Below are 23,936 nucleotides of genomic sequence, written 5' to 3'. Positions count from 1 at the left end.
ATGTAGTATATTTGTAAAATATAAGCGGCTTTACGGATATTTCAAGCTTGATTTAAATTATCCGGAGTCGAATTGTCTATGAATTCTGTATAAATAAAAATGAAGAAAAAACTACTTTTTATATGCCTTGGCAATATATGCCGCTCACCGGCTGCCGAAGGAATAATGAAACATATCGTAAAAGAGCACGGTATGGAAGAAGGCTTCCTTATCGACTCCGCCGGAATCGGCTCATGGCATGTCGGACAACTGCCCGACAGCCGTATGCGCAGACACGGAGCATCGCACGGATATAAATTCGACAGCCATGCAAGACAGTTCTCAAAGAAAGATTTCAGTCTTTTCGACATTATCATCGTCATGGACAAAGACAATCTTCGCGCAGTGACGTCTATGGCTGAAAACAGTGAAGAGAAGGGCAAGGTGAGGTGCATGGCTGATTTTCTGGTTTCACACAAAGCTTATACCTACATTCCAGACCCTTACTACGGAAATGACAAGGATTTTGAACTTGTGATAGAACTGCTCGAAGATGCATGTAACGGTCTACTTGATGTAATCATAAAGCAATAAGACACGTAAGACATACTTAATGTACGCGAACATATATATATTATAGTATTAATAAATAACATAAAACCAGTATCATGATTACAACAACCACACCCACAATCGAAGGACACCCGATTCGTGAATACCTTGGCATAGTCACAGGCGAGACAATTATTGGGGCCAACATAGTAAAAGACTTTATGGCAAATATACGCGATATAATCGGTGGCAGAAGCAATGCATACGAAAAGGTAATACGTGAGGCAAAAGAAACATCACTGAAGGAAATGCAGCAGAAAGCCATTGAAATGGGAGCAAACGCAGTAGTGGCCGTAGACTTCGACTACGAGACTATCGGAGCGAGCGGCTCGATGCTGATGGTGACAACAAGCGGTACGGCAGTTGTAATATAGGCATCCAGCGTAGGCCGCATTTTTTAGGCTTATCCCATAAACTGAATCATTCGGAAACACACATTAATGCAAATGAGAAACGGCTTGCAGATTGTCTGCAAGCCGTTTCTCATTTGTGGAGCTGGAGGGAATCGAACCCTCGTCCAAACCGGGAAACCATACGCTTTCTACATGCTTATTCCGGACTTCGGTTTTCGTGCCGTTGCAAGACCCGGACCACCAACAACAGCCTTATCCCCTGAATCTCATTGCCTGCACGGGGCTGCAGACAACTATTTCCGATTTAACTGCACCACTTTACCAGACAGCTTCGGAACAACAGCGTCTGAGTGATGTCTCGTCCCGTCACCTGGTGACAGGATAAAGCCAGTAATCTACTGTACTTCGATTAGGCAGCGAGAGCATACTTGTTTTCGCCAGATAAATTTTTGACCGAATTGATTAGGGAGTCCACAGTCTTCACTCCGCATGCTTACGTACCATCTCATCCGGCTGTCAAATCCAGTCAACCCCAATGAAAATGCCCGTAAAAAAGGAATAGAAATGCAATCACAGCGGAGAAACATGTCATAAACTGCTCCTGCATCACACTATCATGATGCAAAGGTAAATAAAAATTCCCGAACTACAACACTTTTATAATTAAATTCAGTATCTTTGCAATAAATTTGCCGGATGGGCAGTTATTACTTATGTAAATACAATATTGTTTATCACACTAAAAACTTATGAAAAGATATATTTTTCCAATGCTTCTTCTACTGGCCTGTGCCACCGTATCATTTGCACAATCATCAATGAGCGATCAGGACATAGTGGAATTTGTAATGAAAGAACAGGCTAAAGGCACCGACCAGGCACAAATCGTAACAAGACTGATGCAACGCGGCGTTACGATAGAACAGATAAGAAGAGTGAGAAACAAATATGAAAGACAGATACAGAAACAAGGATTAGGAACAAAAGACATAACCAACGGAGCTGTGAAGACAGACGACCGCAGCCGTAAGGACAACGGCAAAAAGAAAAGAGCGGCAGAAAGTACAAAATCGGGCTTCATCATAAAAGATGAGAGAACTGACATGAAAAACACATACAATGAAGAAGATGACGAATTCATGGAAATGAAAGACGAACTGTCTGAATTCATGCCCGATTCATTAGACATGATAATGGACAACGTGAAAAAGAAGGAACCAAGACGCAAAGTTTTCGGACGTGACATCTTCAACAATAAGAATCTTACGTTTGAACCAAACATGAATATTGCCACACCGAAGAACTACCGTCTCGGTCCTGGCGATGCCGTATATATTGACATTTACGGAGCTTCACAGAAAACAATAGAAAGCACCGTCACTCCCGACGGAACCGTAATAATAGACGGATACGGCCCGATAACCGTCAGCGGACTTACAGTGGAACAAGCCAACGCGCATCTTCGCTCAACACTCGGAGCAAGATACAGCAGTTCAAGAATACAGCTTACAGTAGGACAGACACGTACGATAATGGTTAATGTAATGGGGGAAGTAAAAAATCCGGGAACATACACCCTGTCGGCATTTGCCTCCGTATTCCATGCACTATATATGGCAGGGGGAACCAACGACATAGGAACCTTGCGCAACATAAAGGTATTCCGCAACAACCGTCTTGTAACCGTTGTAGACATCTACGACTATATCCTGAACGGAAAACTCACAGGCAACATACGGCTGGCCGACAACGATGTTGTGGTCGTAGGCCCATACGACTGTCTCGTGAATATTACCGGAAAAGTGAAACGCCCGATGTTTTACGAAATGAAGAAGAACGAAAGCGTGGAAACACTTCTGAAGTATTCCGGAGGATTTACAGGAGACGCATATAAGAAATCCGTACGTCTGGTGCGCAAGGCCGGAACACAGTATTCCGTATTCAACATCGGAGAATTCGACATGAGTTCATTCCAACTCTATGATGAGGACTCGCTAAGCGTAGATTCAATACTGCCGCGGTATTCAAACATGGCGGAAATAAAAGGTGCTGTGTTCCGCCCCGGAATGTATCAGGTAGGAAACGGCATAGCAACAGTGAAATCGCTGATTGAGAACGCAGACGGGGTCACCGAAGACGCTTTCACCGCACATGCCGTAATGCACAGAATGAAACCAGACCGTACCCTTGAGGTTCTGTCCGTAGACGTTGACGGCATCATGTCAGGAAAAGTTGCAGACATACCGCTTAAAAACGAAGACGTACTATACATACCGAGCAAGAAAGATTTGCTCGAACAGCAGACACTTACAATACACGGAGAGGTAATCTATCCCGGAGTTTATATGTATGCAGACAATGAGACACTTGAGGATTTCATCCTACAGGCCGGAGGGCTTACAGACGCCGCATCAATAATGAAAGTGGACATAGCACGACGCATAATAAATCCTAATGCATTGACATCATCCGATACTATTGCACATACTTACTCATTCGCGCTTAAGGACGGATTTGTAATCGACGGAGAACAGGGCTTCAAGCTCATGCCATACGACGAGGTGTATGTGCGTACAAGCCCCGGATTCTCAAAACAACAGAATGTGAAGATTGAAGGAGAGATAATGTTCCCTGGAACATACACATTGTCAAAGAAAAGCCAGAGAATAAGTGAAATCATCAAACAATCGGGAGGATTTACAAACACAGCATTCCCGCAAGGAGCACGCCTTGAACGTAAAATAACACCGGACGAACGCCTGAGAATGGAATCCGTAATAAAGATGGCAAATGCACAAAGCGGCTCAAAAGACTCCGTAGACATTAAGAAACTCGACCTTGGAGAAACATATTTTGTGGGTATTAATCTTGACAAGGCCATAGAAAATCCGGGAAGCAACTATGATGTCGTATTGCGTGAGGGAGACAGAATAATAATCCCGGAGTATTCCGGAACAGTGAAGATAAGCGGAGACGTGATGTACCCCACCACCGTCGCGTATCGTGAAGGAAAAAGCATAAGCTATTACATAGACCAGGCCGGAGGCTGGGGCAACAGGGCAAAGAAGAACAAAACATTCATCATATATATGAACGGAACAGTTGCAAAGGCAAGCTATAGCAACAAACCGTTGCCGGGATGTGAAATAGTCGTGTCAAGCAGACCGATAAACAAGAAGATGTCTACTGCGGAGATCGTCGCCATCGGTTCTGGTACAGCCTCAATAGCGACAATGATCGCAACGATAGCCAACTTGATGAAATAACAGCAGACCCAAACAGCCAAACCCGTAAATATGACACAAAGAACAATATTCTCACTTATAGCGGCATGCATGTTGCAGCTTACCCATGCAGCAGACTACCGTATAACAGACTACGGTGCAGTGAACGACACCACTAAGCTGAGCACAGAAGGGGTACAGCGTGCCATCGATGCATGCTCCAAGGCTGGAGGCGGACGTGTTACTGTGCCGACAGGCATGTATAAAATAGGAACAATTGTGCTTAAAAGCAATGTAAACCTACATCTTGAACACGGAGCAACACTATATGGCAGCACCAGCCTTGCAGACTACAAGGGCATGAAGTCCGACTATCTGTCATTACGTACACAAACCGAAACCATACAACTCATTTATGCCGACAATGTGGAGAATGTGGTAATAGACGGCTACGGTACAATAGACGGAAGAGGTAAATCATTCAAGAAACTGTCATGGAATGACGAAGGTATCACCCGTCCGCATCTCCTTCGCATAATACGGGGACGCGATATTGTGGTTAAAGACATCACATTGAGAAACAGCGGATGCTGGATGCAACATTATCTGGCATGCGACCGTCTGAGAATACAAGGTATCAGGGTAAAAAACAGGAACAACTACAATAACGATGCGCTCGACATTGACGGATGCCACGATGTGGTGGTAAGCGGAATGATTGCAGACAGCGATGACGACGGCATCACCCTGAAAAGCACCTCACCGAGAATGTGCGAGAACGTGACCATCTGCAACTGTGTTGTAAGCAGCCACTGCAACGCTGTAAAACTTGGTACCGAGACAAACGGCGGGTTTCGCAACATCAACATCAGCGGAATAACCATAAAACCGTCAGAAGACCAGACATCACAGTTTTTCGGACTCCCGCACGGAATATCGGCCGTATCACTCGAGATTGTAGACGGCGGAGTGCTCGAAAACGTCAACGTAAGCAACATTACTGCAGAGGGAACAGAATCACCTATATTCATACGCCTTGGCAACCGGGCACGAGGATATTATCAAGGGCAGACAATCACCAACGTAGGGAAAATACGCGATGTGCACATTGATAACGTCATCGTACGCAATGCCGGAAATACTGGATGCTCGGTGACCGGACTCCCCGGACATCCTGTGGAAGACATACATATAAGCAACGTCACGGTAAGCCACAAAGGAGGAGCAGAAAAAATCTCCATACCGACAGATGAAAAAGAGAAAGACTATCCCGAAGCAAACATGTGGGGCATACTTCCGGCAAAAGGATTCTTTGTGCGCCATGCCAGAAACGTGACATTCAACAACATCGGAATAAGGACAGAACAGCCCGACCAGCGTCCGGATTTCATAACAGAAGACGTCAGATAGAATACAATAATGTTATAGTGTATAGATTATGAGAATATTTGTCATATTAGGATTCATCGCCATTCTTGCCGCATCAGGCATGACTATTGTATGGGAAAACAAGCCAATGCCTCCATACCACGAAATAATGAGTGAGGTGATAAACCGTGCGCCTATAACCGCCTACCACAATAAATTCTACGGTTTCAAGGCACAATATCCAAAATGTTTCATAATGCAGGAAACCGGCTACGACTCCACACACGCAAAATTCGAATACTCGCTCTACGAAAATATAGCCATCGAGTTTTCCGTATTCAAGAATACAATGGACGATATGTCTCCGGACAAATGGCCTGTATTTGCAGAAAGAAAAGACACTACCGTGACCAAGGTCGGCAACGACGCTTTCATCGTGGAGGGGTTGCTCTATTGCGACGGCACTCCCTACCCGGACCATTCACGCTACGCAAAATATATAAGAAACGGCAAACTGTGGTTTGTATACTCTGTCACCTACCCCAACGAATGTCATAAGGCGGCAGAGCGCATACGCGGGCTTATCAGCCAATGGCACCTTTCACCAACAGAATATTCTTCCGACCTGCAACAGGTGTTGCCGTATGGACAACAGTGCGATATGTCTGTTATTATGTAACGTGAAAAGTGAATACTCACTAAAGTTTTCAAACTTTTGCAATGTAGGCACATCATGCAACATGCAGAACTCATTCCATGGTAATGCGACATCACATATCAACTGTGGTAAATATTGCATTCTGGAAAAAGAAGGCAGAATTATAAATGTTTATTTGAGCATTGCCGCGAAAATAAAATAAAGAGCATATTCTGTCTTATTGCACTGTTTTTATGTGTACGAACACAGCAAACTTGATTTACGTCAAAAGAATGGCACTTTTTTCTAAAAAAAGATACCATTCTGCTACAAGTTTCATAAAATCGATGTACCTTTGCATTGTCAAAAGGAAATAAGTAGACAATAAGATACATGTCGAAAGTTTCAATGGTATAGAAACAATAAAGATTGTTAGGATATACATTCATAATTTGATAGGTTAGTTTTAGTTATTAGGTAAAGATTGTGTTATTTGATAGGTTTTAAGTTTTAGGTAATAGAAAGATTGTTAGTTTTTCAGGTTTAAGGTGTTAGACCTAAAGGTAATTTTGATTGTGAATTAGTGATAACAAGCAATTGATGAAACAGGCGAAGCCGTGAGGCTTTGGCCTGATTGGAAAGGGGGAACGTTCATCCGCAAGGTTGAACATTTCCAAGAAAAATGTTAATTTGTAATATTGGGCAGTCGTGAAATCAATTTCACGACTGTTTCTTTATTCAAAGAACAATATCTAACGAGAATATTATAATAAAAATTCTACGAAAAGGTTACTTTTCATAGAATTCCGGCATAAAAGTAAAAACAATTAGAGTTACACCCGCCGCACATATTGACTATGCAACAAATTTAAAATAACATAAATACAATAATGAATAGAATATTCAGCCACACCATGCTTATTGCAATGACATTCCTAATGCTCGTTTCATGTAAGGGGCTAAGGTCTGGAATAGGATTGAGGGGCATCATACTGGACGACAATATGATGACACTTGACGGTGATACGTTTAGAATAAGCGAAACGATAGGAGACAGTCTGTTAATCGTATGGTACGATCATGCAGAGAACACCCCCTTTTATCTCATAGAACAGAAACACAACGGCTTCTATTACGTACAGCAGGAGGCACGGTATATTTCTGCCATTGAGAACACATCGAAGTTCGTTTGCATAGATAACAGGACTATATATGACCATCATGACAGAACATCATTTACCATTCCTTGTAATGCCTCACACTTATATTATCTGGGAGAATGGAGGGGGCTGCATGCGTTCACCAATCAGGATTCGATATGTTTCTCTGACGGGAAATGCATCAATCTTCAAGAATATGCCTATTGCATGAAGTCTGAACAGGAAGGTAAAATAAGCCTTGTGTGTGGAGTACAGACCAAACAGGTTTCATTGGAGGAACTGTATGTGTCTGACAGCTTACACGCCGAAGAAGACGCCACTGCCATCATACTGAAAAGGGAATATAGTATCAGGCCTCAAAATGAACATGAAGATGCGGGAGCCGCCCTTTGCGTCAACCTGGAAATACCCAAAGGCAATTCGGAATCAGACAAGGCCATTCGCGGATGGATGGTAAATTCCGTTAAGGATGATGCTTTGGCCATGGTGTGCTATCAGGATACAATACCGTCAACAAGCAGCCTGACATATAACGAGACGTTTTCCTTATTGGATAAGTACGGGGAATTATGGAAAAAGATCTGTCTAAACGACTATCAGGCCGGTGACACATTTGTTCTTATAATGACATGCGACATTATAACCCGTAAAGTTGCCGACTGCCGCGACTACACCACCTATTATTATCAGGCATTGCCGTATAGCGGAGGAGCTCACGGCTTGCCGAGGTCGTACTACATCACATACGACAAACGAAGAAAATTATTCGTACATGCTTCAAATACAATAAAGCCGTCAATGATGAACCGGTTCAGGGAACTGGCCCTTAAAAACCTGAAGATGAAGCATGACTCCATTCATGGTATGAAAAGCACATGGGACGGATTCACACAGTCCGTACTTCCCGTATATGACACAATCAGTACGAAAAATGACACGGCTTTCTTGCCTACGTCTGAATATATGTGTGACAAATGGTCCGGATGGAATTCCACAAGCGGGAATGGTTCCGCATACAGTACCTTTCCGCTGCCTCACCTGGCGATTCTTCCGGAAGGATTCGTGCTCACCTATCATCCGTATCAGATTGACTGTTTTGCTGCCGGAGAATACCATGCCCTGATTCCATTCAATGATGCGAAAAAGTGTATACCGTTCAGCTATGGCAATCATGATGAAGCAAATCCCGGGCTGCAACATTTTATAAAACAAAGAAAGAAGACTTATTTTCCTGCCTCAACAAAATAAAATAAGATAAACCTAAACAAAAGATATCCCACATGCCAATCCTGATTCTTTTACGAGAAGAGTTTATAGCTATAATAATGATTGTTGTATCTTCATTAATTGAGAATTGGCTATATAACCATATCTCTTGCCGCGGTTGCCAATATTATAAATGGCATATTTTATGATAACAGAATATAAAGGATCCGTCTTATGAACGATTCTTAATTCATATTCTGCATTATCTTTTCGGGTAATAAGGGCTATGTCTCCCTCATAAGCCGCTTGTGTATTCCTCAAAGTCCCTGTACCCAAGCGGAAATCAAGATTGTTTTCAGCTTCAAGTGTCACACGTTCTTCCACAGTCCTGCCAATATCCAAATAATGAATTTTTATAAATGTGGAATACGTTTTCTTTGTACCTCGCTTATTCTCTATGTTAAGACGTGGGAAGAAGTCAATTGCATCCTTAGAAAGCCAAAAATATTGAGATCCCTTAGAAGCATTTGTTCTTGGTTCTGCCTGTATTCTGACAGTATCATTATGCCCTAACGTCAATACCATTGTACTAAACTCGTCTTTAGTTCCTTCTTCTATCCTATACTTGTCCTCATCAAACAACAGCTTCCATGCAGGGTCATTTGCTTCATCAGAAGACACTTGATAATATTCCAGTTTCTGGGTCTTTATTGCATCAAATACCGTTTCCCATTCAAATTTCATTTTCAAATCAGCCTCCTGTAAGAAAAGTGAAGCCTCTATATTTTGGGTTATACCCCTACTTGTAAAATTACCTGATGAAACTATTAGATTCCTGAACTGCCCATTCTGAAATCCATAGCATTTAGCATGAAAAATTGCTTTTCTGTTAACCAAACCCACTTCACACCCAATTTCCAAAAGTTTTCTTACTATCTGTTGACTCGACATACGTTGCGATGCGCTGGCACCAAGTATAATTTTACATTTTCCTCCTAATTGAATATGTTTTTCAATCCTTTCATAAAAAGGCACCCCTCCATTAAAATTGGAAAATCCGGATAGTATATAGAACGTACCATTACCAACAGAGTCATGTTCTTTAACATCCTTAACCCAAGCCCTTTCAAGCAAACTCATTAGGGTGTTTGTTCCGTTTTCCGTGGAATAAATATTCGGCTGCAATAAAAAATCCATACTATTCTTGTTTTTGTAATACAATTAATGATTCATTTGTGATTGCATTCTGTGCATGAATACCATATCTTTGATATGTTTCAAGAGGCAATACCTCTGAGACTACGAATCCCTGCTCTGCCGCTTCATTACATAAAAGAGTTGGAGTATCTATATATGTCGTTACACCTCCTATAGTTGTCTTATTATGACCTACCACCAAACAATAGTATGCTCCCGTTTTCAGGACAGTATATACAGAACTGAACATTGCTCTCATTTCCGAAATATACCGGTATAACAATATAGGGACGTTTTGTTTTCTAAACCCATCTGAAGGAACCAGCTTATTCTGCAAATCCATACAAATATAATGAGATGCTGATGATATTTTATTTGCATTTGTCTTTAAATCAGTCAGCAGTTCGGCAGCTACGGATTTCCTTTTCAGTTCACGACTTCCAATAAGGGAACTCTCTAACATAATAATCTCAGAAGGACGAGCCAATCCCAACCATACAAGACTCAGCCTTTGTGTATCTATATAAGGTAAAGCTGTAGCATAAGGAGGACTGGTTACAGCGAAATCAAAATAGTTTTTATATTCTTTATAGCCTCCGATATTCACAACACTGTCATTATAAATCGTTGCTTTGGGGACATTACCTACATTGTCTTCTAACATTTTAGCAATCTTGACTTGAATGGCCGTAAACTCCGCAGAAAAACGATGAAACAGAGACTCTTCAGGATATGCGGATTTCCTTCTACGTATTCGCAAATCGGAAGGTTCTTGCTCCGAATATTCCCTAATTATATTACTTGCACATAATAGAATCAATTTTCTCAATGATTCGTTTTTTTCATTTCCTGCTGTAATTCTAATGGCTTCCAGACATCTCAGATAATCTTCTCTGAACCAACTTCTTAAATAGACCATCCTTTCTGTTTTTCCACTTATGTCCACACGACAATCCTGAACAGAAGTCATGAAAGCATCAATATTGAAATTTACACATGCCTCAACTTCATTACCGACAGACGTTTTTGTACTGGCAATAAAGACAGCCATAGGATTTATATCTACGCCATAAGGAACTCCACCCATTAACTGTATTTCAAATAGTGATGTTCCACTACCACAAAACGGATCCAAAACTCTTTGTCCCGGCTGAATATCAAATATATTCAAAAGAGCCTTTACTATCTGAGGATTAAATTTGCCCTTATAGTCATGAATACCATGAGCATAATATCGTGTGTTTTGTTTTTTCCGAGTCGAACTTTCCCTAATAGCCTGAGTTGTTGTAGTCTCAGTACCTTCATTTTCATAAGAAGAATAAAAAACCAGTCGGCTTGCATTTTCTATTCTTTTACAACCATAGGCCTTTATGCAATCATTTTCTTCACGGATATATTCAGGGTGCAAAATACTTTGAACTTCCTTAACTGCCATTTTTTTTTCATAGGCGAAAAGTTTATATCTTTGCTTATGTAGGATTATATCATTCATTTTTGAAGTACTACTATGTATTCAACTTTGATTCTTGCATGTGAAAGATTAAAAGACTTACGGCTATTTACCATATCTCTGGTTAATGTTGCAATATATTTATAGCCGATACTTTTTCCTATGTCTGCAATAATCTCATCGTTATTATATATTTGTCCATGAATCTTTGAACGACCAATCACAAAACATAATGGGGCGCCAGGCACACATTTATCATATAAATAGGATAAAAGCTTTGTCATCTGAACAGCAAAATCATAGCCCTCATACTTTGATTTCTTGAAATACGAATAGCGTGCTCCAATTTCTTCTCCTCTAACTTGAATCGGATCATAATTCAACCAATACATTCTAAATTTATGATAGAGCCAATACTCATAGGCACAGGGATATGGAGGAGATGTTATCACTGCTCCGATGTTATTTGGAATCTGATCATCCAGATGAAGGGAATTCATATTCAATATTGTCGCAGTAGTCCCGTCTTTTATCGAATTCTTTTTTAATTTCCTTGCAGATTGCAGAAAAAATTTCAACACATCTGTTTTTGTTTTACCTTTATCCCGAAAAGCATATCTCGTATCGCTGTCCTGATTGGAAACTTTTACGATAATACTGGAGAAACAGAAGTTTAAAGCATCATAGTTTTGATAATCCCTAAAAACATCGATCTGCTCTTTCAAAATAGCTAAAGCATATTGTATATCAACGGAAAACCAGTGGTCTATGTTTGGAAAATTCTTCTTTTCTACAGGCTGTTCATGCTTCTTGCATTCTTCTACAATACTATCGCATATATTAAGAAAATCATCTGCCACAGGTGTTGTCTTTACCCTTGTAATAAGAGTGGCTATTGGGTTTAAATCAACCCCAATAGCATTATAACCCATTTTTTGAGCAACACACACAGTCACTCCACTACCACAAAATGGATCCAAAATACACAGATTTTTCTTTGGAGAGAAAAGTTCAAGAAGTTTTTCCGGAATTTGAGGGATAAATTTGGCAGGGTATGGATGTATTGAATGCAAAGGTTCTGTTCTCGCTTCCTTAAAAGTCCAATCGACGGAATACAAATCTTTCATATCTTCTTAAAATTAGCAACCGCTACTCTTTATTCCTTTTTAACAAATCCTTCATATTAACATCAAGAAACCGGGCAATGTCATTCAAGGTACCGAGATTAGGCAGTACCATATTACTCACCCATTTTGATACAGTAGATACAGAAACGCCTAAATGCCCTGCCAACCATTTGCCTGTATTCTTCTTCTCAACAAGGACTACTTTTATACGATTCAAATCTTTCGTCATATTAAATAGTTTATCATTCAATACAAAGTTATGCATAATAATCTAAGTAAATCACATTTGACAATAAAACACATTCCAGAATTTAATCTTTAACTTTTCAGAGACAAATTGACTGACATTGCCTACACAGCAATATCTTTTATTTTTCTTTGCCAGGCCCAAAAACACCAGGGATGCCAACAATTCAGTTTAATTCCGGCTTTATTATAATGCCTGCCTCAACCAATATACAGATAAGGCCGCGAAAAAGAAAAAGGCTGACTTTATGCCCATTACAGTCAATGCCATCCATACAACACAAAACATCAGAAATAAAAAACACCCAATTTCAACCTTTTAAGGGTCTAAAATCGGGCGTTAACCTTAATTACTGATATCCAGATTGAAAGCGGAGAGAGAGGGATTCGAACCCCCGGTGCCTCTCAGCACGGCGGTTTTCAAGACCGCTGTAATCGACCACTCTACCATCTCTCCTTGCCATGGGCCAAAGAGTGTCTTTAGCTTAAAAGCGAGTGCAAAGGTAACTATTTTCTTCATATTGACAAAATTTTCCCGATGCTTTTTTACATGTCTATGATAAAGAATGAAGAATATTAAGAAAAAAACAATAAATCCAAGAGAATTTACAGTATACACAGGAAAATAAAAACAGTATTTTTACGTTCTATATCCCGATATAACATGATATGTATGACGAAAAAGTGTATTGTAAAAAAGGTATCCGACATAGAGGCTGTTCCAACGTCTCATGGAGCAGGATTAAAACAAGTGAGCGGACATGCCCATCCAACCATGGACGAGCATTTCATTGTTTTATCCGGTAAGGGCACGATGACGGCAGACGGCCGGAAGATACCCATGCTTCCTGATACCTATATTGGGGTTCCCGCCGGATGCCGACATGAAATCATTGTAGAAGACGAGATGGTCCTTTTTACAATAGGCGTAGCCACAGACTGACTTTCTTCCTCATCTGTCTTTAATGACTACAAGCATTATCCCGCCCGTTTTGTTTTATTAGCGGAGCTTGTTCGTATTATAATGAGGAGTGACCTTATATCTGAAGAAAACAAGCGATACGATACAAATTACCGCCCCGACAAGATATACCATATAGAATGTAAAACACTGGGCAACAAATCCGCCTGACGATATTCCTACACATATTCCTATGTCCCATGCCGTAAGATATGTGCTTGTAGCTGTCGCGCGTTTATTATTTGGGGCAAGATTAATATAAAGTGAATTCATTGCCGGAAACATCACTCCAAAACCTATTCCAAGAAGAACCGGAACAATATAGAATATGACCGTTGCCACGGCAATACTCTCACCGGCAACAAGACGACAAAGACTAAGAATCAGAAATGCAACAATCACAGGATAGTAGCCCACATGGATACACTGCGTCACATACCCATGGTCAACCTTCTTGCCTGCAATTATCCTTGAGACTCCCATTCCAAGTGCCATAAGAGTGAAGAAGAAGCCTGACGGAGCGGTGAGGCCTATCTCGCGGGCATACATTGCCACGAAGTTGGTTGTTGCTCCGTATGGTATTGAAAGCATAAGCAGTGAAACACTCACCGGAATGCCTTTTATCAGTATGAAACGGTCGAGCGATAATGCCGACCGCTTTTTCCTTATGTCACTTACAGATGACGACAAGCATGTATTCCTTGCTGACGGCATGTCTTTTTTCATTGATTCCGGTATACGTGCCTTAACACACAAGGCACACATAAGCCCGACAATGCTCGCTGCCATTCCTGTGCCGAATATTGCCGTATAACTGACATGGCCGTGCATAAGCAGACCTGCCATCGGTCCCAAAGCCATTGCAATGTTATTTGTCAGCCCGTAGTAGCCGAGTCCTTCGCCACGTCTGCCGGACGGCATTATATCTACGCACAGAGTGTTCCCTCCGACGGTAACACCGCTGAATGCAATTCCATGCAATGTCCTCAACACGACAAAACATAGAAGTGACGCAGATGCCATATAGCCGGCAAAGACGGCAATACCTGCAAAATAACAGAATATGTATATAGGCTTACGCGGGAATCTGTCGAGTATATATCCGGAAAAAGGTCTTACGCATATTCCGCTTACCGTATAACAGCTTAATATAGTTCCCAATATGGCGGCCCGGCATCCGAATGTCTCTTTAAGATAAAACGGTAAGACAGGTATCAGCAGCCAAAATCCGAAAAACAAAAGGAAATTGGCCGCCAATATGCATATATAACTTTTAGTGAAAAGTATCTCCTGCTTCAAATCTATTTAATCAGTCGGCAGATTCGAATTCACGCAGGAATCTTGTATCATTTTCAGAGAACATACGAAGATCGCTTACCTGATATTTCAAATTGGTGATTCGCTCAACTCCCATGCCGAATGCGTAACCACTGTATATCTTGCTGTCGATTCCGCACTGTTCAAGAACATTCGGGTCTACCATACCACAACCCAAAATCTCTACCCAACCGGTGTGCTTGCAGAATCCGCACCCTTCTCCACCGCATATATGACAGGAGATATCCATTTCCGCACTTGGCTCTGTAAACGGGAAATAGCTTGGACGCAGACGAATCTTAGTATCAGGCCCGAACATTTCTCTTGCAAATGACAGGAGTACCTGCTTCAGGTCTGTGAAAGAAACATTTTTATCTATATACAGACCTTCAACCTGATGGAAGAAGCAATGGGCACGGGCGGTGATTGCCTCATTACGGTAGACACGTCCTGGACATATTATACGTATCGGAGGCTGCGTTGTCTCCATCACCCTTGCCTGTACGGAACTCGTATGACTGCGCAACAATATATTCTTTGTGACATCATCAGCGCTTTGCTCGACAAAAAACGTGTCCTGCATGTCACGGGCAGGATGGTCTGCGGCAAAGTTCATCTTTGTGAACACATGCAGATCATCCTCCACCTCCGGCCCGTCGGCAAGAATAAAACCCATGCGTGAGAAAATGTCTATAATCTCATTCTTCACTATTGTCAAAGGATGGCGGGTTCCGAGTTGTACGGGATAGGGAGTACGGGTAAGGTCGATGGATTCGTCAGTATTCTCAGACTCTTCGAACTGCTCCTTTAGTGCGTTTATACGTTCTATTGCCGTTTGTTTCAGTTGGTTTATCTTCACTCCTACTTCCTTTTTCCTGTCTGCAGGCACATTCCTGAAATCTGCCATAAGTGCGGAAATCTCACCTTTCTTACTAAGGTATTTCAGACGTAAAGCCTCTATCTCCTCAGAGCTGCCGGCACTGAGGTTCTGAATCTCTGCAAGTAGTTGCTCTATTTTATCAAGTATCATTATCGTGATATTATATAAATTCATTGCAAAGGTAATATTTTATTAGCAAAAGAGAGCACGATATCAAAATAAAGTTGTAATTTTGCCGAAATTTGAGAGATGGATATAATATCCGATAAATGATGAATAAATTTTTCATAGCAATCGTTGTATTGGTATTTGTGATGTTTTCCTGTACCGGTAATGGAAACAGTAACAGTGTCAGTGATGACATTCCTGTCGATTCCGACAGTATTGTGACAGATACAGTCGTATCTGATACAATGGAGATGTTGATATCTGAGACTCCCATGCCAAAGTCGGCAGACGAGTTATTTGACAATTTCTTTTTTAATTTTGCCGCAAACCGCAAATTACAGCATCAGCGGATAAAATTCCCGTTGCCTGTTCTTGTCGGTGAGAAAGTTGACACGATAAAGAAAGAACAATGGAAAACCGAACATTTTTTCATGAGACAAGGATATTATACCCTTATCTTTGACAACAGAAGGCAAATGGATCTGGTTAACGACACATCTATCGACAGCGTCGTGGTTGAAATGGTGAATTTTGCCAAAAAGACCATCAAGCAATATGTGTTCAGACGCGTAACGGGAATATGGTTTATGGAATCCATACGGTATGTTCCGCTTTACAGGAACAACAATGCCTCCTTCCTGAAATTCTACGAACGTTTTGTCACGGATTCCGTCTTTCAGATACAGAGTCTCAGCAACCCTGTCACTTTCGTAGGGCCTGACCCTGACGACGACTTCAATACCATGGAAGGACTTATTACTCCGGAAACATGGCCTGCATTTGCACCGGAATTGCCATCAGGGCGTATTTACAACATCGTGTATGGTAATAATCATTCGGAGAGCAACTGTAAAATATTCCTTATACGCGGAATATCCAACGGTCTTGAAATAGAGATGTCATTTATTAGAAAAGACGGTAAATGGGTCCTGACAAAACTCATAAACTGATTTTCCCCGTTTAACCCATACAAGCATTCCACAGGCATGAAAGACATTTACGATTATCCTTTAACTGACCATAATACATTTGGCATAGTTGCCAAATGCCACAGGTTCATAGAATTTTGCTCCACAGACGAACTTCAGACCATACTTTCCGGACTTGGCTGTGAAGACTATCCGCTACTCGTCTTGGGAGGGGGAAGCAACCTGTTGCTTACCAAGGATTATCCGTCCACCGTCATTCACTCTTCCATTAAGGGAATGGAGCACACGGCAGCAGAAGACGGAGTCTTGCTGCGTGTAGGAAGCGGTGAAGTATGGGATGATGTCGTGGCATACTGTGTCTCAAACGGATGGCATGGAGCCGAGAACCTGTCGCTGATTCCAGGTGAAGTCGGAGCAAGTGCCGTTCAGAATATCGGAGCTTACGGCTCTGAGGCGAAAGACATTATATATATGGTGGAGGCCATGGAAACAAGCACCGGCAAAACCGTGTCATTCACAAATGCGGAATGCGGCTATGCATATCGTTTCAGCAAGTTTAAAGGAGAATGGAAGAATAAGTATATCATCACTTATGTCACATATAAGCTTTCAGACACCTTTGTTCCTAATACTGACTATGGAAATATAAAGGCAGAACTAAACAGCCGGGGCATCAACAATCCAACAGCAGTGGATTTGCGTAACGTAATCATCGACATTCGCAATGCCAAGCTCCCTGATCCAAAGACAGAGGGCAATGCCGGCAGCTTCTTTATGAATCCGGTAGTGTCAAGAGAAAAATATGTGGAATTGGCTGCTGAATATGGCAACATTCCGCATTACAGGATAGACGACAGGCATGAAAAAATTCCGGCCGGATGGCTGATTGACTGTTGCGGATGGAAAGGCCGCGCATTAGGACGTGCCGGTGTGCATGACAAACAGGCTCTCGTACTTGTGAATAAAGGCGGAGCTGACGGAACGGAAATATTAAACTTATGTAATGCTGTCAGGAGGGATGTAATGGACAAATTCGGTATTGACATACATCCGGAAGTGAATATAGTATGAAAGTCACATTATTAGGCACTGGTACAAGTTGCGGAGTGCCGAGCATCGGCTGTAACTGCGATGTCTGCAAAAGCGACAACCCGCACGACAGCCGTCTTAGATGCTCCGCACTGGTTGAGACAGAGAAAACACGTATACTGATAGACTGCGGTCCGGATTTCCGCCAGCAGATAATGTCGCAGCCTTTCCGTCGAATTGACGGTCTTTTAATAACACATACACATTATGACCATGTGGGAGGCATTGACGATTTGCGTCCTTATTGCAGTTTCGGAAATATTGAAATCTATGCGGACAAACATTCCGCCGATAATCTCCGAAACTCTATCCCCTATTGTTTTGCCGAGAAAAAGTATCCGGGAGTTCCTGCAATACATTTAAACAGGCTGCACCCGCATGTACCTATTATGATCGGTGACATAGAAGTGCTGCCTTTTATTGTCATGCATGACAAACTTCCGATACTCGGCTACCGCTTCGGAAAGTTTGCGTATATAACAGATATGAAAAGTATTCCGGAAACGGAAATCAAATATCTTACGGGTGTGGATACTCTTGTTGTAAACGCACTTCGCTTCAGAAAAGAACATCATTCCCATCAATTGGTAGGCGATGCCGTTAAATTCATAGAGAGAATCGGGGCACATGATTCCTATCTCATACATTGCAGTCATGACATCGGGCTTCATGATGAGGTGAACAGACAATTACCGTGCGGCATAAGACTCGGGTATGACGGTCTTATAATAGATGTGAAAACAGAATAACACAACGCTTTAAATATCATCAATACAGATTTATGCTGCCTAATCGCAGATTCCATTTCTTAAATAATTTTAAAATACAAATATTTAATAGTGTTATATTTGCACTATTAAAATAATATATATACCTTTGCAATGTGTTTTTCATAGTATTAGATTTAAGGTTAACAAAGATTGGAGTACGGCGGTACTCCTTTTTTTATGCCCTTACCTTAAGCTTCGCCTATACCGGAACCTGACAGGCTCTTGTTCATCACCAGCCACATCTTCGACGGTCACGCATGGCCATATCTTGCCACCCTTTTTGTAACTTTCATACTTCGAGGTGGACATGATGACCACTTGCTTCTGGTTGTACTTGCCACCGATGACAAGCAAGAGTTGTTTCGTGTCAACATACTTCTGCAGACTCGACCGTTCATAGTTAATGACGGTCGGGATAGCCCGTGGCTCTGTTTCCACCCTCTGCACCTTCGGTTTATCTGATTCATAAATTTTCTTCCTACCGGATATGCTGTCAAGGATGCCGTGCTATAGTCGGTTATGGTAATTGAACTCGAAGTAACCGTTCAAGTTCAGCAAGTGCTTCTTTACGTTTATCCCTTATCTTCCAAATATTCAGAGCATCAATGAAGTCTGCAATCGACAAGCCTTTGACATATACCTTTCCACCGCGTTTGAACAATCCAGACATCTTGGCATATCCATTGGCCCCATTCAGTGATGTAGGGCAATCCTTCAATTTCAGGAATGAGCACACCCCTTCGATGTCATCGAGTAACCAGTCTTCCATGGCACTTTTAACTTCTATAGTACAGAACTCTTCGATGCCAAGTCGAGCGATGATTTTTCTGACTTTATTCCAATTGACGATGGGTGTTTCTTCATCTTCAAAGACATCCGTATCGAAACTGCAACACACTCCATATATCTTGCGTCCCTTTCGCTCGTTCCTTGGAATGATGTCAGCAGAAAGCTTACCAGTGAACTTACTACTGGCATATCTGCCTACACCTTTCATGTTCTGCACTTCACAGGAGTTGACAGGTGTTACCGACTGACATCTATAGTAGTTCAGCAGCCGATTAAAGAATACTTCATCGGTGTCACCCTCAACGAAGATGACAACATGAGGTGTGAGGTCGGATGTTTGTTTTTTCTTCTTCATTCAGGCCATCATTCAAAAAGTTCTGTGATTTCCTCTGACTCGGGCCTCAGGCCAAGCATGAGGTCAAACATGTACTCCCCAAGGGTCATATCCATTGCAGATGCACGTTTGACAACTGCCTTCACCTTGGTTGGCCTTATCTTGTGGAACGATGCGACTCCTTCATTTGTCGGTAGTCCAAAGGTGAGATGGCGCGATTTCAGATAGCGGACAAGATAGGGAGAATGGCTTGTGGTAATTACCGTTATACCCTCGGCGAACGACTGTACCATCAGAATCATGTTCTCCAACAACTTGGGATGGACGGAGTTTTCAAGCTCCTCAATACATATCAGCGAAGAACCATCCATCTCTGCCTTGACAATTTCGGCAATGATAGCTATTATTCGGCAGCTACCACTTGACAGGCGCGAGATGCTGATGTCCTGATTATTGTTACGCTCGTTAATACGCAGATCATAGATTGCATCTTCTATCCTGTATGGAACGTCACCACTTCCAATCCCTAAATGAGAGCGCGTCGGTGTGATGCTTATAATGTTTGGAACCAAATGCATAACTGCATCTTCTAACAATGAATAGCGGTCGCTGTGTCGATCACGCAATATGTATATAAACTCACAGATGGATTGCTTGTTGAAAGCCGATGTTCCCACCATGTGAATCGACAATCTTCTCAGTTCTGAAACGACATTGCCAAACATCAACCTATCTATGAGTGCCAGCTTGTCTATTGCCAGTTGATGCTCCGATGCTCCAACGGGCTTATTGCATCTTGCCTTGGGACTCGATACATACAAGCCACCATCATCTATTGTACGCTTGATGAGAGCGGATGGGCGACAACGCTTCCCTGAGAACTTGACTAGGCTTTCCTCAATAATACAAGATCCTTGCTCACCATTGGTCTTCTGCCAGTCAAAAGCAAATATATAAGAATACAGGGACTCGTCAGCGCTTGTGAAAAACAAACCAAACCTGAATGGCTCTCCACTGGTGGCAGTGTTGATGGGGATATAAGCAGCATCGCTCATCATTTGGCGGCGCATGTTTTCGGATGCAGTAATAAAATCGAAGGCAAACCTGATACCCTCAATAACATTGCTCTTACCATAGTTGTTGGGAGCAACCAGCGCATTGAAATCCGTCAACTGAATATCAAACTGCTTGATATTGCAAAACCCTGAAAGTGAAATACTCTTTATCTTCATGCAATAAAATTTTGCGTGTATCTACTTCTTTTTGGTGTAAAATTACGAATTTTTACCGATACATGCAAATTTCTCTTGCACATAAGAGTTAATTTATCGTTTTACTGCTGCAATTTGAAAAATTAGCAGTTACATTTTGATTCTTCATGTAAACCAGATGATATCATAATCTGTTTACTCCACAACGACTTTTCAGGCAACATTTGAAAGACCCAACATTTATAACCAGTTCCTCTGACTACCTGTTGCGTCCAACCGCTTACATAAGCTTCACTCCCGCCACTACTTGCACTAATCTCCGCTTTGTTTTCAATCACCTTTACGTCCAACTCTTCAATACCTGTAATTGTTATAAGGTTGCCATTCTCATCGACACAACTCACTTATGGAGTAACGAATTTCAACAAGTCGGGTGATATGGTAAGAGTGTGAGTGATACTCGACAGAGTTGTCACATCAACATTCTTCTTATATTTTACTCCCATATAAGAGTGAAAGGGTCTATTATTAAAATTCATATTAAGGTTCCAGCACTTATAGTTCGTTCCTTTTATCGTTTGAACTGTCCATACGCCTATACCTGGTGTGTAAGCGAAACCAACATTTATGAGACTGTCCAATTCTTTAACTCCCGAAATCTTATGTACATTACCCTCTGCATCAACGTATGTTACTTCTGGCGATACAAATTTCAGCAAATCAGGTGACACCGTAAGTAAATAGCTGATAGTCGTACTTTCGTTAGGGTATTCTTTTACTTCTTCTTTTTCACAACTTATAAACAATCCGCCGATAAGTGCAGCAATACCTAACAAAACTAAGTTTCTTAATGCTTTCATGTTTCTGTCCTATTTTTCGTTTTCAATTTTAGTTATCTCTCCCTTCATGTCAATAGCCCCTCCTCTCGTAAGAGACGAATTGCAGAGTCTGTTGATAAAGTTTTCAAGTGCATCTGCCTTAACAGTCGTCTTTATGGGCGGAGTCTCTGGAATAATCGTGTGATTGTTCCTTCTTCCGTCTCCGTCTTCTTTAATAGTGATAAGGCAAGTAAGATTGTGAACGCTTTCAAAATCCGACTCGTCTTGATAAGCCACACCAGATTTGGACACATATTTAACTGTCGCTGTATTGGAAACATTCAGGCTATCATAGTGTATGATTTGCTTCCAAGTTTTGTGTTCGTTACCTTCCCACATGCCACTCTCAACAGAAACAGTGCGCTGCACTCCTTTAGCATCGGTAAAGGTCACTTCGGGCGTTACATATTTCAGTAGCGCATCTGAACAAACCAGCTCATAGCTGAATTCCACGTCAAGCTTGTGGTCCGGAATTTCTGGGATGTCGGACTCATCAGCCAATATTTGGAAATTGCGATTCAAACATTATTAATTTATCAAAAAAGCCATGGCTCATGTAAAATTTTGAAATCTATTTACATTTCCGATATATATAAAATTCTCTTCCGATGAATTGCCTATTCACGCTCAATGAATGGCATGTTCATCGGCCGTGAATGGCCTATTCATCAAGCATGAACAGGCCATTCATTTTTGGCACACTTTTTATCTGAAGACAACACTCTGTATACCAGGCTATTATCCTCAATACAAAGACATCAAGAAACAGGACGGACGCTCATTATGAATTATTATTACATGTTATATGTTTCAGACATATAACTTTTAACTGATATTGTTTTATCAACTGCACACTATGGTTATCCTCAATATAAGGAACATAACCTTGATAATTATAAATGACCGGAACATGCTGCCGGCTGACACGCATCGGAGACACATACAAAACAAGAGCCACACCGACCTTCAGTACCGAGGTCAGGATGTGGCTCTTGTATGTTTGGATAAAGATACTTGTAGTCTTTTATTTTTTATGCAAATGATTATTCCTTATGGCGGCATCAGAAGGCAGTATCGCCCGTTAGAGACGCATCAGAAGTTAAACCGCACAAAAAATCTTGAGGATTTTGTCGAGAACTTCTGCTTGTCATCAAATTTGAATCCGCTTGTGATTGTCTCCTCGTCACTGAGGTCTGCCATATTATACTTGCCTTCCCCCCAACGATGCTCAAAGCCTAATGATATGACTTTATACGAAAGACCTATGCCGAAGTTGAAGAACGTGCAATAGCCATGATTAAGGTTTGTTTCGTCATCAGTAGTCTCGATAATAAGAGAATACGACGGTGTCACATGAAAATATGTATACGCCTTTATGTGTTCAAGCCCCTTTCCAAGATAATAGAACGGAGTGACCTGAACAGACGGGCCAAAGCCCATACCATACTCAAGCTGCATGACTCCCAAATCAAGATCCACAGCATCTCCATAACCATAATCGTCATCATCGTCATTGCCGTAGAAATCATCTTCTGACGGAAGATTTATACTGATTCCGTTTCCGTCTTTGTATTTTGCGAAGTTAAGGTCGACAAACGTCCAGTCAAGGCCGATCTTCACCATTTTGGCTATAGGTTTCTTATGAAGGCTGAATGTCTTTCCTTTCTGCAGCGTCACTCCAAACTTACTTTTATACTTACTCTCACTGTCTTTGTTTTCAAGAGTCTGATTTACAAAGCCAATGACTGTATACTTCTTTCTTCTCCATATCTTCTCAAGTTTTTCGTCCTCAGTGCGTTTCTCCTCTTTTGCATGCAGGCTGTTGAGAGAGTTTTCCAATGAGTCAAGCCTTTGTTTAAGGCTGTCGTTTGCAGATGCCGATGTAGTCTCCTGTGCGGCGACAGCAACAAATATGCCAGCCACAGCAATGAAAGTTAAAAGTAATTTTTTCATTTTCTTGTTATTTTTTATTTGAGTATTAACAATTAGTAATCCGGACAACTTTCTTTATTTTATATCCGCTTTTTATTTTTGTTTGGCAAAATTAATAA

At 41.5% G+C, this 23,936-nt stretch carries 21 protein-coding genes, 1 tRNA gene and 1 other RNA gene; 10 read left to right on the top strand and 13 right to left on the bottom strand.

What is annotated here, in order from left to right; genetic code table 11:
- Positions 1-99 precede the first annotated feature (99 nt).
- Positions 100-573 (top strand): low molecular weight protein-tyrosine-phosphatase, encoded by a 474-nt coding sequence (locus HPS56_RS08610; RefSeq protein ID WP_172275741.1) that lies wholly within the window; start codon positions 100-102, stop codon positions 571-573.
- Between the two features lie 74 nt (positions 574-647).
- Positions 648-965 carry a heavy metal-binding domain-containing protein gene (locus HPS56_RS08605; RefSeq protein ID WP_172275740.1) on the top strand — a complete coding sequence of 106 codons (318 nt, stop codon included), beginning with the start codon at positions 648-650 and terminating at the stop codon, positions 963-965.
- 113 nt (positions 966-1,078) lie between these two features.
- Here the strand turns inward: HPS56_RS08605 and ssrA are convergent.
- Positions 1,079-1,478, bottom strand: a transfer-messenger RNA (tmRNA) gene (ssrA, locus tag HPS56_RS08600).
- Between the two features lie 215 nt (positions 1,479-1,693).
- On the opposite strand from ssrA, the gene HPS56_RS08595 reads away from it, so the two are divergent.
- The 4 genes from HPS56_RS08595 (at position 1,694) to HPS56_RS08580 (ending at position 8,581) form a co-directional block, all read left to right on the top strand.
- Positions 1,694-4,210 carry an SLBB domain-containing protein gene (locus HPS56_RS08595; RefSeq protein ID WP_172275739.1) on the top strand — a complete coding sequence of 839 codons (2,517 nt, stop codon included), beginning with the start codon at positions 1,694-1,696 and terminating at the stop codon, positions 4,208-4,210.
- 30 nt (positions 4,211-4,240) lie between these two features.
- Positions 4,241-5,578, top strand: a complete 1,338-nt coding sequence (locus tag HPS56_RS08590) for a glycoside hydrolase family 28 protein (protein ID WP_172275738.1) — start codon at positions 4,241-4,243, stop codon at positions 5,576-5,578.
- Between the two features lie 28 nt (positions 5,579-5,606).
- The gene (locus HPS56_RS08585) at positions 5,607-6,215 is read left to right on the top strand and encodes a hypothetical protein (RefSeq protein WP_172275737.1); all 609 of its coding nucleotides are present in this window, start codon (positions 5,607-5,609) and stop codon (positions 6,213-6,215) included.
- 848 nt (positions 6,216-7,063) lie between these two features.
- A complete protein-coding gene (locus HPS56_RS08580; RefSeq protein WP_172275736.1) occupies positions 7,064-8,581 on the top strand; it encodes a hypothetical protein in 1,518 nt (505 codons plus the stop codon).
- Positions 8,582-8,650: 69 nt separating this feature from the next.
- Here HPS56_RS08580 and HPS56_RS08575 read toward each other — a convergent pair whose 3' ends face one another.
- The 5 genes from HPS56_RS08575 to HPS56_RS08555 all read right to left on the bottom strand — a co-directional run bounded on the left by HPS56_RS08575 (position 8,651) and on the right by HPS56_RS08555 (position 13,016).
- Positions 8,651-9,736: a phospholipase D-like domain-containing protein gene (locus HPS56_RS08575; protein ID WP_172275735.1), complete on the bottom strand. Its 1,086-nt coding sequence runs from the start codon at positions 9,734-9,736 to the stop codon at positions 8,651-8,653.
- 1 nt (position 9,737) lies between these two features.
- Positions 9,738-11,171: a TRM11 family SAM-dependent methyltransferase gene (locus HPS56_RS08570; protein WP_172275734.1), complete on the bottom strand. Its 1,434-nt coding sequence runs from the start codon at positions 11,169-11,171 to the stop codon at positions 9,738-9,740.
- Between the two features lie 53 nt (positions 11,172-11,224).
- Positions 11,225-12,313 carry a DNA methyltransferase gene (locus tag HPS56_RS08565; RefSeq protein ID WP_172275733.1) on the bottom strand — a complete coding sequence of 363 codons (1,089 nt, stop codon included), beginning with the start codon at positions 12,311-12,313 and terminating at the stop codon, positions 11,225-11,227.
- 22 nt (positions 12,314-12,335) lie between these two features.
- Entirely contained in the window at positions 12,336-12,542 is a 207-nt protein-coding gene (locus HPS56_RS08560) for a helix-turn-helix domain-containing protein (protein WP_172275732.1), read from the bottom strand.
- A 389-nt stretch (positions 12,543-12,931) separates the two neighbouring features.
- Positions 12,932-13,016 (bottom strand) — tRNA-Ser (locus tag HPS56_RS08555).
- Between the two features lie 216 nt (positions 13,017-13,232).
- Here HPS56_RS08555 and HPS56_RS08550 point away from each other — a divergent pair.
- A complete protein-coding gene (locus tag HPS56_RS08550; RefSeq protein WP_172275731.1) occupies positions 13,233-13,502 on the top strand; it encodes a cupin domain-containing protein in 270 nt (89 codons plus the stop codon).
- Positions 13,503-13,559: 57 nt separating this feature from the next.
- On the opposite strand, the gene HPS56_RS08545 is transcribed toward HPS56_RS08550, so the two are convergent.
- Entirely contained in the window at positions 13,560-14,819 is a 1,260-nt protein-coding gene (locus tag HPS56_RS08545; protein ID WP_172275730.1) for an MFS transporter, read from the bottom strand.
- A 10-nt stretch (positions 14,820-14,829) separates the two neighbouring features.
- Positions 14,830-15,867 carry a phenylalanine--tRNA ligase subunit alpha gene (pheS, locus tag HPS56_RS08540; protein WP_172275766.1) on the bottom strand — a complete coding sequence of 346 codons (1,038 nt, stop codon included), beginning with the start codon at positions 15,865-15,867 and terminating at the stop codon, positions 14,830-14,832.
- Positions 15,868-15,989: 122 nt separating this feature from the next.
- Here pheS and HPS56_RS08535 point away from each other — a divergent pair, with 122 nt between their 5' ends.
- From HPS56_RS08535 to HPS56_RS08525, 3 genes are read left to right on the top strand one after another with little or no spacing between them, the layout of a single operon-like run.
- Positions 15,990-16,835, top strand: coding sequence for a DUF4348 domain-containing protein (locus HPS56_RS08535; protein WP_172275765.1), 846 nt, complete (start codon positions 15,990-15,992; stop codon positions 16,833-16,835).
- Positions 16,836-16,871: 36 nt separating this feature from the next.
- A complete protein-coding gene (gene murB / locus HPS56_RS08530) occupies positions 16,872-17,885 on the top strand; it encodes a UDP-N-acetylmuramate dehydrogenase (protein ID WP_172275729.1) in 1,014 nt (337 codons plus the stop codon).
- A complete protein-coding gene (locus HPS56_RS08525) occupies positions 17,882-18,652 on the top strand; it encodes an MBL fold metallo-hydrolase (protein WP_172275728.1) in 771 nt (256 codons plus the stop codon). Before murB ends, HPS56_RS08525 begins: the two co-directional genes overlap by 4 nt.
- A gap of 538 nt (positions 18,653-19,190) precedes the next feature.
- On the opposite strand, the gene HPS56_RS08520 is transcribed toward HPS56_RS08525, so the two are convergent.
- The 5 genes from HPS56_RS08520 to HPS56_RS08500 form a co-directional block, all read right to left on the bottom strand.
- The gene (locus tag HPS56_RS08520; RefSeq protein ID WP_172275727.1) at positions 19,191-19,817 is read right to left on the bottom strand and encodes a hypothetical protein; all 627 of its coding nucleotides are present in this window, start codon (positions 19,815-19,817) and stop codon (positions 19,191-19,193) included.
- An 8-nt stretch (positions 19,818-19,825) separates the two neighbouring features.
- A complete protein-coding gene (locus HPS56_RS08515) occupies positions 19,826-21,028 on the bottom strand; it encodes an AAA family ATPase (protein ID WP_172275726.1) in 1,203 nt (400 codons plus the stop codon).
- Positions 21,029-21,411: 383 nt separating this feature from the next.
- Positions 21,412-21,867, bottom strand: coding sequence for a hypothetical protein (locus HPS56_RS08510; protein ID WP_172275725.1), 456 nt, complete (start codon positions 21,865-21,867; stop codon positions 21,412-21,414).
- Positions 21,868-21,876: 9 nt separating this feature from the next.
- A complete protein-coding gene (locus tag HPS56_RS08505; protein ID WP_172275724.1) occupies positions 21,877-22,407 on the bottom strand; it encodes a hypothetical protein in 531 nt (176 codons plus the stop codon).
- A 570-nt stretch (positions 22,408-22,977) separates the two neighbouring features.
- A complete protein-coding gene (locus HPS56_RS08500) occupies positions 22,978-23,838 on the bottom strand; it encodes a hypothetical protein (RefSeq protein ID WP_172275723.1) in 861 nt (286 codons plus the stop codon).
- Positions 23,839-23,936 lie beyond the last annotated feature (98 nt).

This window comes from Xylanibacter muris (assembly GCF_013166605.1).
Classification (GTDB): Bacteria; Bacteroidota; Bacteroidia; order Bacteroidales; family Bacteroidaceae; genus Prevotella; species Prevotella muris.
The sequence above is the reverse complement of the archived record's forward strand: the minus strand, read 5'-3'. Positions and strand labels throughout refer to the sequence as shown.